Raw genomic sequence first — 10,872 nt, 5'->3', positions numbered from 1 at the left:
AGCAAACTGTTGTTTCCATCAGACTCTAAACCAAAACTGATCTTACTGTTAACCAGCCACAGTTCTTGAATGGACTGCACAGGAACATCTATGGGAAGATAAGCTGCATTCAATGACACCAAACGCACCTTGGTAGGATCTGGGAGCTTTTCCAGTTTTTTGACCAGAACAGAATCTTGTAGTACGACGATATAGATCTTATTATTAGTAGCTTCACCTAGATCACCAACCGAACGCCCTAAAACCCATTCGTTTGGTCTAATGTTGGGCAACATACTATCTCCTTCTACCTGGAAGCCGCGATAGGTCGCGTTGCGATATTGCGGCAAGGGAATGGAGAAGGCAGGCAAAGTCTGCACCCATTCTGGGTCACCGACATTTTGTGGGTAACCTGCGGCCGCACGCTGACTCACTAAAAGAATATTTTCTTGATCGGCATCATTCACAGTGATGACCTTAGGCATCACAGATACTCCCTCAGGAGATAAATATTGAGACAGACTTTTTCCGTAGAGCCACAAAGGATTGATCTGAAATTGCCTCAATAGCTCCATAACCACAGCTCCTGATAGCTTGGTTTTGGCCCTTTCAATGTCTGCTGTGGAATTACTGATTCCTAACTTTTGAGCAAATTCTTGTTGGGTAAACCCTAAAGTTTCTCGCACTTTTTTAAAGCGAATAGCCGCCGTAGATAAATTCTGTTGCATGCCTCAATTTAGCGATATTTTTGGAAATATTCCAAGTGATGGGAATATCTCCTAACCTCTATTTTTTCAGTACGTTGAAAAATCCACAAAAAAGCAGTCAAAAACTGCAGAAAATCGACGAAATGCACGTGTTGGGTAAGTATTCCATAAATTGTTAGAAATTTGTTAAAATGTTAAAAAAAATAGTACATTTGGTTCTTTAATCACTAATCTAGATATATCATGAAGAAGTTATTTTTAGGCGTATTTGTTGTGCTTATGGCCGTTTCTTTTACCTCATGTAGAGAAACTGAAAAGAAAGCAGAAGACGCTGTAGAAAATGCTGCTGAGGCTGCAGGTGATGCTGCTGATGCTGCTGGAGAAGCTGCCTCTGATGCTGCTGATGCAGTTGAAGGTGCTGCCTCTGACGCTATGGATGCTGCTGGAGAAGCTGCTGGTGACGCTGCGGACGCCGTTGAAGGTGCTGTAGAGGATGCTAAAGATGCTGCTGAAGGAGCAATGGAAGATGCAAAAGACGCTGCTGACGGTGCTGTTGATAGCGCCAAAGATGCCGTTAAAGGAGCTGCTGATGCAGTGAAAGATGCGGTAGATGACGCAGATGGAATCTAATACCATATAAGTAACCATCAACAAAAAAGGACTTGCGTTTGCAAGTCCTTTTTTTTATGTCTGAATGTAATTTTTATACAAATCCCCGTCTGCGAGCTTCTTCAATCAAGACCTCATCATTGGCTGACTTGATATCAAACAGTTCTTTAATGTGATTTTTACGCTTTTCAATGGCGCTTAAGGAAAGGTTGATATAATTGCTCAGATTCTTGGTTTGCACCCCTCTGGATAGGTGGTATAGGATCTGAAGATTCTTTTGATCTAAAGAAAAATCATTGCTGATCATTTTTCTAAAGTGATTGTTCACCGTGGCGCTGTAATAAGTGCGACCATCAGCCACTTCTTCAAAGGCTCGGCTCAGCTCACTAGAAGTGAGATCGCTTTTGATCAAGAAACCTTCTGGGTTGATGTTCTGCAAGATGTTGTGAATGCGTCCATCCTCATTGTGCATGGTGAGGATAATGACTCTGGATTTTGGGTGTAGCTGTCTTAAAAGTATTGCCACATCAACTCCGGAGGTCAATTTCCCATCTTTAGAAGGAGGTAGTTTTATGTCGATGAGTGCCACATCATAAGGCTTCTCATTTCGATTCATTTTGATGGCCTTCGCCGCATCGTCACAATTAGAAACCACATCGATCATCAAAGTGTATTGCTCGTTGAAATTGTCGTAGAGCGTGTTGCGGTATCCTTCGATGATAATTGGGTGATCATCGACCATCAGAACATTTAATTTAGTCTTCATAATGGAATCAATTATTGGGAGTGATCTTCTGGATTCTGTGTTCGATTTTTTTAACGAAAATCGATCGGTATTGTTGCTTCTACAATATACCAATTTTTAGGCAATGATAGATTTACTTATTTACCGTAATTACATCACGTTTTAGCAATAAAAAAGGAGCTTAAAAGCTCCTTTTTGAATCGATTTATGGAATACTTAATCATTTCCACCAGATAGCCATCGGTATAACAATCCACCAAAAATTGCACCGGCAATAGGAAAAGCAATAAAGACCCAAAGCTGAGCTAAGGCCCAATCGCCAACAAATACTGCCTGACTTATGCTTCGAGCAGGATTAACAGAAGTATTGGTCACAGGAATACTGATCAGGTGAATCAGCGTCAAAGCCAAACCAATGGCCAAACCTGCAAATTTAGAAGCGGCATTCTTATGGGTAGCACCCATGATCACCAACAAAAAGACCAAGGTCAAAATAAATTCGGTAAGCATTCCCGCTTCCATGGAGTAACCGCCTGGAGAATGTTCTCCATAACCATTAGCGGCAAAGCCTCCAATCTCAGAACCGTTCCCGGTCACAATCACATAAAGTGCAGCCGCTGCGATCAAACCGCCCAAGCACTGAGCAATGATATACGGTAAAACGTCTTTAGCAGAAAAACGACCTCCTACCCATAGTCCAATGGTGACTGCGGGATTTAAATGCGCCCCAGAAATATGACCAATTGCATAAGCCATGGTCACAACGGTCAATCCAAAGGCCAAGGACACTCCTAAAAATCCAATTCCAACATTTTCAACGCCGGCTGCCAAGAGTGCAGACCCACATCCGCCAAAGACCAACCAAAAGGTTCCTATGGCTTCTGCTACGAATTTTTTCATAATAAAAAGTATTAGTTAGTAAGTCTAAGTACATGATTATTAAACGAAAAGACAAAAAGACTGAGCTGTTTTCAGCCTGCCAGCAGACCAAAGGAGGAAAAAACCGATAAAAGGAAATGTTTAATTTAAGCGAGGAAATCTACAGTGATCTGCGTGCCTTTACCTTCCTCACTATGAATGCGAAGATTGCCCTCGATTTGTTTCACACGAGATTTGATGTTTTTGAGACCGATACCGCGCTTGACCTTGCTGGTATTCATCCCAACACCATCGTCCTCAATAGTTAAACGAACCCCATTGACCAGTTGGGCAAATTGAACGGAGATCTCATCTGCCTTGGCGTGTTTCATAATGTTCTGAAGCGCCTCTTGAATGATTCGGTACAAGTGTACCTTTTTGTCGTTTGACATCTTTTCCCATTCGATCATATGATCGCTGTTGAGTTCAAAATCTATATTGTGAATGGTACATTGATCGCGCAGTAATTTCTCGATCGCATCCACATACATCACCTCACTGTTAAAGGCACTGGCGTTCAGTTCGTGAGAAATGGATCGGATCTCACTCTCTATATTTTTGATCTCTTGAATATAGGATTGTCTAATCCCGACAGATTTATCGTCTACTTTAGCATTTAAGCTGTCCAAACTCAATCGAGCCCCAAAGAGTTTACTCAAAATCCCGTCGTGCAACTCTTCTGAGATCCGCTGCTTTTCTATTTGTTTTCCTTCCTCCAACTTCACTTTCTGGGAAAGCATCAAACTGTAAATCTCCTCATTAGCCTTCTGCTGATCCGCTTGGTAATGCAACTCCTTGCGGTTGGCCCTGCGTTGAATGAAAATATAACCCAACAAAGCAAAGGCAATCAAACTCAACAATACCAACTGCAGCTGTTTATTGGTCTGAATCACGCGGTTACGCTCATCCTCCAAAACGTCGGTTTGAAATCGCAGACGCGCAAATCGATCCTGGAAAGAACGTTCAGCTTTCTGCAGGCTATCATTGATCGCAATAAAGCGGTTGTTATAGTTCAGCGCAATCTCTGGGGCGGAGTTCTTAGCCAAAAGTTGCAAAGATTCTTGCTCCCCGCGCTGATACCCGATCTCTCTGGCCAGCGCCAAGGCATCCTTTGCATAAGTATGGCTTACCGAAACGGAATCTATCATTAAATAGTACTCCGAAAGTCTCAAATAGCTCTGAACTTTTCCAGACTTATCAGAAATGCTATCTCGGAGTCTGAAAGGAATCATAAAAGCCTCCGGATATCCCTGCTCTTTTCCACCTAATAGTTCCGCGTAGGCTTTATTATCTAGAAGCTTGGCATAGGTGATCGGGCGCTGATAATACAGACTGTCATTGTCAAGGCCCTCATTGAAGGTCTCAATGGCCTTTTCATATTGCCCCATATTGGTATAAACAATACCGAGATTGTTGAACGAGCTTGCCTCTAGGGCAGGGTTGCCAATCTCTTGGCGGTACTCCAAAGCCTGATTGTGGTACTCGATTGCCAGGTCATACTTTTCGGTATCCTTAGCAATGATACCTAGATTGTTGTACGCTGATGCAATTCGGCGCTGTTCTCCTTCTACGCCCTCTAAGAATTCCAAGGCTCTTACCGTACTTTGCTCACTGCCGATGTAGTCCTTCTGATTCTTTTGAAGAATTGCTAAGTTGAGTACGGAACGACCCGCATTTATAAAATCACCTGAAAGTCTATAGAAGCGCTCGGCATAATAGAACTTGTTTGCCGCACTGTCAATTTGATCCTTGCGCAAATAATACAAGCCCAAATACCAATGTGCTTTTGCAATGCCTAGAGTATCACTACCAGCAACAGCGATATCTTGTAGATGTTCAGCAGACATCCTTGCCAATTCATCACTGCGATAGCGCAGACTGTTTCGCGCAACCGAATCCAACACCAACTTTTTTACAGAGTCGTTTTGAATCAATCCGTGCAATCTAAAGGCGCGAAGTAATTGAGATTTAAGCACAGTTCTGGGCTGATCGCCCACGGCCACCTCGTCAATAATGGAGAGTACTGAATCCTGTACCGTGCTGGGAACTTCTGCACCAGCAGGCCCCTCGTGTTTACAAGAAACTATAAAATAGCAAACCATACCCATCAGGCTGATGAGTATGGCTGTTTTCTTTATATCGGATAAATATAAGTTACGCGGCCTCATTTCGAGACCCAATATAACCGATTATGCCTTTGGATTCAAACCAAAAAACACAAATCTCCTGTTTCTGAGGTCCAGAAATTAAAAGTCAGCAGCAAAGCCACTGACTCACTGCGGGTAAAACCGCAATTGCCGGTAAAATTATCCTCGGCTGTCTACGTCTACGTAGTCGTCGTCATCATCTGTTTGAGATGATCTTCCGTCTACATCAACGTAATCGTCGTCGTCGTCTGTTTTTGCTTTCTTACCGTCAACGTCAACATAATCGTCGTCGTCATCAGTTTGGGCTGACTTCCCGTCTACGTCCACGTAGTCGTCATCGTCGTCTGTTTGTGCGCTCTTTCCATCTACATCTACGTAATCATCGTCATCGTCTGTGGCGCGTTGATTCGTATCGCTATCAGTAAAGTCTTCTGTAGCTTCAAGCTCAGAAATACTCACACTAAAATTAGCTTCCAGAGCTTCTTCTACGGGTTCTGCTTCACAAGCAAAAAATAGAAAGCCCAAGGCGCAAATGGGGAACAATAGTTTTAAGCGATTCATCTTAAGTTAGGTTTTTAGTTAAACGTTGTTACTAATCATTATTATAAATCGGCCGTAATCTTTCTATGAATAAAGATCGCAGCCCCAAAAATCTTTATGTGACATCTTTTAAAAGATGCCAAAAAAAGCTCTGATCCTCAGTCTTTTACATAAAGACCAGGACAGTTCTTTGTTTTAAAATGTCAAGTGTGAGGTCGGTAGTTCTTCAGAAACTTCGTACAGTTTCTATTTAATAAAACTACGCTCACTTATGCGTAGTTTCCTACAAAGATAAATAAATTTTTAACTATTGTACGAAATTTATTACGGTTTTTCTGTAATTCTTACAAATCACTACGCGCCTAGAGGAGGTCACATTGTCAAATATTGGTGTTAACTTAGAAGGATTTCTTGACCACCGCAAACGGTTATGACCACGATTTATAAATTCCACCTGCTACTCATATGAACCTCAATCAAGTAACGGTACCCACTAACGATATGGAGGCTAGCGTCCGTTTTTACAAGCTGCTGGGACTAAAACTTATCGTTGATGCTAGACCGCGTTATGTGCGTTTTGAATGCCCAGATGGTGACAGCACCTTTTCCATACATGAAATTGATGAATTGGGAGTTGGGGAAGCTCCCGTGATCTATTTTGAGACGGCAACACTGGATATTGAAGTTAAGCGCTTGCAAGACTCTGGACTTAATTTTGACCTTTTGCCTACAGACCAGAGCTGGGGATGGAGAGAAGCCCGCTTACAAGACCCTGTAGGCAATAAGGTGATCTTGTTCTGGGGTGGCGAAAATAGAAAAAACCCACCATGGCGGGTGCAATAAAAAAGCAGCCCGAAAGCTGCCTTACTTATCTTGAATGGATCAATTCCAGAGGTAAGTAACTCCAAAATTGATGTTTTCAGGATTTATTCGAAACGCCAAACTATTGGAAATATCTTCCCTACCGCCAGATTCTGTAGTTTTTCTACGAGAATAGTTAAGGGCGCCTAAGTTAGCTTGGATCAGAAATTTTGGAGATAGGCTGTAAACAAAGCCCGGTGTGAGTCCAAGCCCGTAAATTGAGCTGTCTTGTTCGCTAGTGATTATTTCTGGGTTCGCAGATCTAAGCTCTACATCGGAGATCTGATAATTCAGACTGCCGGTTAGGCTAAAAGCAAACTTTTGACCTAAAGCAATATACCTTTTTACAAAAGCCGAAAATCCGTAGCCATTGGTAATAGTTTCGTTCCCACTTTCTGTATTGAGTATCGACTTGTCTTTACGGTATTGGTAGTCCAACCCAAAGCCTGCAACCCAATTATCGTCAAAGGCATAGCCAATATTAGGGTTAACAAATAGAAAGAAACTGTCAAAATCCCGTTTGTCATTATCGGCTTCGGTTACGTCCGCAGTATTCCAGAAAAGACCCAAATTACCTCCAAATTCCCAAGTTCCTTGGCTAATAGTAAAACGATCGTCCTGATTTTGCGCATACGCAGTAGTGGCTAGCACAAAGGCCAGCAGCAGAGTAGTTTTCTTCATAATCAATGATTTTAGTTAATATGCCAAAGCAGGCTCCAAAGGTCATGCCAGAGAGGAATGACCCTGTGAAGATTAACAAATCATTGGATGCTCCTTATGTTAATTTATGTAACTCAGCCTTAAAATCATCTCAATTGGATCTATGAAGCTACACTGTTATCATGCAGACAGGCGGCCTTTAAAATCTTCTTCCAGGATTTGGACTATTCTTTTGTTTCTTGCGCTTAACGTAAAACGCTGCTCGTCTGGTATGAGTCCATCTTGTAATATCTGTTCTTTAATTGCTCCAATGGCTGGCAATAATTCATCCAAAGCATAAGATTCCAAATTGCTCACCACCGCGATCACGGGCAATCTAAAATTACTGATCATATAGCGCACACCTGCACGAACCGCACTGTGTTCCGATTTATTCTTGTTCACGCGCAACGTTGAAATGCTTTTACAATTCATCTGTATACGTTCCAGTAGTGCTAAAGAAACATCATCCTCTGCACTATAAACAATACATACTTCCATGATTTGGCAATCACCATGCTTTTCAAAAAAGTCTGGTTGCGCGATTTGTATTTCCTTGCCGCAGCAATTAATTACAACACCTAACTCCTTCATACTATGTTCTCTATAATTTGTTGTTAAAAACCAGTTTAATTTTTTTCTTGACGTGAATTTAAGAGTCCTAGATTGAGCCTGAATTAAATTTCGACAGGATACATAAAAGTGTATTTGAAACGACAGAAAATATCGGCTACCGACCTTTCAAAGTAATGGGCGTAAAGTCAGGTTTTGTAGGCATTTTTTATGGCGCCTGCACCTTCGCTGAAGCTCTGGTGCACCACGCTTTCGCTACTCGCTTTTGCTTCGCAAAGAGCTCAAACAAGCGCTTAAATGCGAAGCATTCATGACTACCTATACTTAAAATATTAAAGGAGGAATAATCGCTGGGGGGGGGGTGAAGGGCGGGAATTACTCGCTTCGCTCGTGAGTCCCGCCCAGTCGATTTGAAAATGAAAACCCCATCGCTACGCTCTGATGGTTTTTTGTTTTTCCCACGCGCTCAAGCGAGCTTGGCGCGTGCTTAAAACAAAAAACCCCGACTCATTTGAGTCGGGGTTTTCGCTTATTAGTACAGAAGGCGGGACTTGAACCCGCACGGGCATTACTGCCCATTGGATTTTAAGTCCAACGTGTCTACCAATTCCACCACTTCTGCAACTTGGACTTAATGACATTCATGCCATTAGAGCGAAAAACGGGATTCGAACCCGCGACCTCCACCTTGGCAAGGTGGCGCTCTACCAACTGAGCTATTTTCGCGTGTTTAAAGAACGTGCTCTTTGTTGTAAGAGCGGAGGCAAATTTAAAACTTTTATGAGAATACTAAAGTATTTTTTTAAAAGAAATTCGAGCTATTTCTTGAGGCGTTCTGCGCGGTTGCGGCTCAATAGGCGTTTGATCTCGTTGAGTTTCATCAACGCCTCTACTGGAGTCAATGTATCTATATCCAACTCTAAAATCTCATCGCGAATTTCCTCCAACAAAGGATCGTCCAAACGAATGAAACTGAGCTGCAGCTCCTCTTCTGCTACTTGACTCATCTTATCGTTCAGCTGCTCAGAGGAATGCGAATTCTCCAGGCGCTTAAGAATTTTGTTAGATCTGCGGATCACCGTGTCTGGCATTCCCGCCATCTTGGCTACATGAATACCAAAACTATGATGTGAACCTCCTGGAACCAGTTTACGCAAGAACAATACATTGTCTGAGGTCTCCTTTACCGAGACGTTGTAGTTCTTAATACGCTCAAAGCGCTCGGTCATTTCATTGAGTTCGTGATAGTGGGTCGCGAACAAGGTTTTAGGACGAGCCGGATGCTCGTGCAAATACTCACTAATAGCCCAAGCGATAGAGATTCCGTCATAAGTGCTGGTACCACGACCGATCTCATCCAACAGCACTAAGGAACGCTCAGAGATATTATTCAGAATACTTGCTGTCTCGTTCATTTCAACCATAAAGGTAGATTCCCCCATGGAAATATTATCGCTCGCGCCTACTCGCGTAAAGATCTTATCAACTACTCCAAGATCTGCGCTGGCTGCAGGAACAAAACTCCCCATTTGCGCCAATAGCGAGATAAGCGCAGTCTGACGTAAAATAGCAGACTTACCACTCATATTGGGTCCGGTAATCATGATGAGTTGCTGTTGCTCTCGATCTAAAAACACATCGTTGGCTACATAAGGGGTATCTGGCGGTAATTGCTTTTCAATGACCGGATGACGCCCGTCTTTGATGTTGATCTCAAAACCGTCGTTCATTTGAGGGCGGTTGTATTTGGCAGTGATGGCTAAGTGAGCAAAACTGCACAAACAGTCTACGGCCGCAACCGCTTGAGCATTGGCTTGCAGTTTTCCTATAAACGGAAGAATGGCTTGCAACAGTTCCTGATACAATTGTGATTCCAGCACCGCTATCTGCGCCTCGGCACCTTGGATCTTTTGCTCGTACTCCTTGAGTTCTTCGGTAATATAGCGCTCAGAGTTCACCAAGGTTTGCTTACGGATCCAGTGCTCTGGCACCTTATCTTTATGGGTATTTCTGACCTCTATATAATAACCAAATACATTGTTAGAGGCGATCTTTAAGGAAGTGATACCAGTTTGCTCGGCTTCGCGCTCAACCATCTTGTCCAAATAGGCAATTCCTCCTCCAGCGATCTCACGCAATTCATCCAGTTCTGCATTGAATCCGGCGGCGATTACTTTTCCTTTGGACAACAATATCGGTGCCTCTTCATCTAAGGTCGCCTTAATTTGCTCGCGTAGCGAGTTACAAGGATCCAACTTGGCTAAAAGGTCCTTGAATATCGTTCCTGAATCTGCTTCAACACCTTGGATGAGTGGAATCAAACCTTCCAAGGAATTCTTAAGCTGTACCACTTCACGAGGATTCACTTTCCCAGTGGCTACTTTTGAGGCTAAACGCTCCAAATCACGAATGTATCCCAATTGTCCCCTAAGACGTTCCAAGGCCTCAGGATTAGCCACCCAGTGTGCCACTTGATCATGCCTGCGGTTGATGGCATCCAAATCTTTTAAAGGCAAGGCCAGCCAACGCTGCATCAAACGGCCTCCCATAGGAGATTGTGTATGATCAAGAATATCCAACAAAGTCACCGCTTCTGGACTGGAACGGTGATACAATTCCAAATTGCGAATGGTAAATTGATCCATCCACAAGTACTTATCCGCAGCGATTCTAGCAATATTGGTAATGTGATCTAAACGCGAATGCTGAGTCTCTTGCAAATAATGCATGATGGCTCCAGCAGCGATCTGCGCCTGGGTCAACTGTTCCACGCCAAATCCTTTTAAATTGAGCGTACCAAAATGTTGTGTTAGCTTCTCTTTGGCGTATTCGGTCTGGAATACCCAATCTTCTAAATAGAAAACATTTAAGGCCGCAGAAAAATGCTCTTTGAACCAAGTTCGCTTTTGCTTGGAGAAAAGTACCTCGGCCGGACTGAAATTTTGCAGGAGTTTTTGAATGTAGATCAAACTGCCCTCGGCCACTAAAAATTCGCCTGTGGAGATATCCAGAAAGGCCACACCCAATTCCTTTTTTGAAGGATAGATCGCAGCCAAAAAGTTGTTCTTCTTAGCCTGAAGAATGTCATCATTGA

General features: G+C 42.9%; 10 protein-coding genes and 2 tRNA genes. 2 read left to right on the top strand and 10 right to left on the bottom strand.

The genetic code is table 11. The features are described 5' to 3' along the window. A partial coding sequence (locus ACSLP7_RS03875; RefSeq protein ID WP_435578097.1) for an XRE family transcriptional regulator occupies nt 1–707 on the bottom strand: 707 nt, incomplete at its 3' end. Nucleotides 708–929: 222 nt separating this feature from the next. Between ACSLP7_RS03875 and ACSLP7_RS03870 the strand changes: the two genes are divergently transcribed. Then, nucleotides 930–1,316 carry a hypothetical protein gene (locus tag ACSLP7_RS03870; protein ID WP_435578096.1) on the top strand — a complete coding sequence of 129 codons (387 nt, stop codon included), beginning with the start codon at nt 930–932 and terminating at the stop codon, nt 1,314–1,316. A 73-nt stretch (nt 1,317–1,389) separates the two neighbouring features. Here the strand turns inward: ACSLP7_RS03870 and ACSLP7_RS03865 are convergent, their stop codons facing one another. The 4 genes from ACSLP7_RS03865 to ACSLP7_RS03850 form a co-directional block, all read right to left on the bottom strand. Continuing rightward, nucleotides 1,390–2,061, bottom strand: a complete 672-nt coding sequence (locus ACSLP7_RS03865; protein WP_087523356.1) for a response regulator — start codon at nt 2,059–2,061, stop codon at nt 1,390–1,392. A gap of 195 nt (nt 2,062–2,256) precedes the next feature. Further along, a complete protein-coding gene (gene aqpZ / locus ACSLP7_RS03860; protein WP_435578095.1) occupies nt 2,257–2,940 on the bottom strand; it encodes an aquaporin Z in 684 nt (227 codons plus the stop codon). 125 nt (nt 2,941–3,065) lie between these two features. Next, nucleotides 3,066–5,126 (bottom strand): ATP-binding protein, encoded by a 2,061-nt coding sequence (locus ACSLP7_RS03855; protein WP_435578094.1) that lies wholly within the window; start codon nt 5,124–5,126, stop codon nt 3,066–3,068. A gap of 138 nt (nt 5,127–5,264) precedes the next feature. Beyond that, complete coding sequence (locus ACSLP7_RS03850) at nt 5,265–5,666, bottom strand: hypothetical protein (RefSeq protein ID WP_435578093.1); 402 nt, start codon at nt 5,664–5,666, stop codon at nt 5,265–5,267. A gap of 444 nt (nt 5,667–6,110) precedes the next feature. Between ACSLP7_RS03850 and ACSLP7_RS03845 the strand changes: the two genes are divergently transcribed. Next, complete coding sequence (locus tag ACSLP7_RS03845) at nt 6,111–6,488, top strand: VOC family protein (protein ID WP_435578092.1); 378 nt, start codon at nt 6,111–6,113, stop codon at nt 6,486–6,488. Nucleotides 6,489–6,527: 39 nt separating this feature from the next. On the opposite strand, the gene ACSLP7_RS03840 is transcribed toward ACSLP7_RS03845, so the two are convergent. The 5 genes from ACSLP7_RS03840 to mutS all read right to left on the bottom strand — a co-directional run. Further along, on the bottom strand, nt 6,528–7,187 hold the full coding sequence (locus tag ACSLP7_RS03840; RefSeq protein ID WP_435578091.1) for an outer membrane beta-barrel protein: 660 nt from the start codon (nt 7,185–7,187) through the stop codon (nt 6,528–6,530). 159 nt (nt 7,188–7,346) lie between these two features. Further along, on the bottom strand, nt 7,347–7,706 hold the full coding sequence (locus ACSLP7_RS03835) for a hypothetical protein (protein WP_435578090.1): 360 nt from the start codon (nt 7,704–7,706) through the stop codon (nt 7,347–7,349). A 608-nt stretch (nt 7,707–8,314) separates the two neighbouring features. Then, nucleotides 8,315–8,400, bottom strand: a tRNA-Leu gene (locus ACSLP7_RS03830). Nucleotides 8,401–8,431: 31 nt separating this feature from the next. Then, nucleotides 8,432–8,504: transfer RNA gene (locus tag ACSLP7_RS03825), tRNA-Gly, on the bottom strand. Nucleotides 8,505–8,596: 92 nt separating this feature from the next. Next, the coding region (gene mutS / locus ACSLP7_RS03820; RefSeq protein WP_435578089.1) for a DNA mismatch repair protein MutS at nt 8,597–10,872 on the bottom strand (2,276 nt) is incomplete at its 5' end.

The organism is Gilvibacter sp. (assembly GCF_965601605.1).
Classification (GTDB): Bacteria; Bacteroidota; Bacteroidia; order Flavobacteriales; family Flavobacteriaceae; genus Gilvibacter.
Note: the sequence above shows the minus strand (reverse complement) of the source record. Positions and strands in the feature narration are given on the sequence as shown.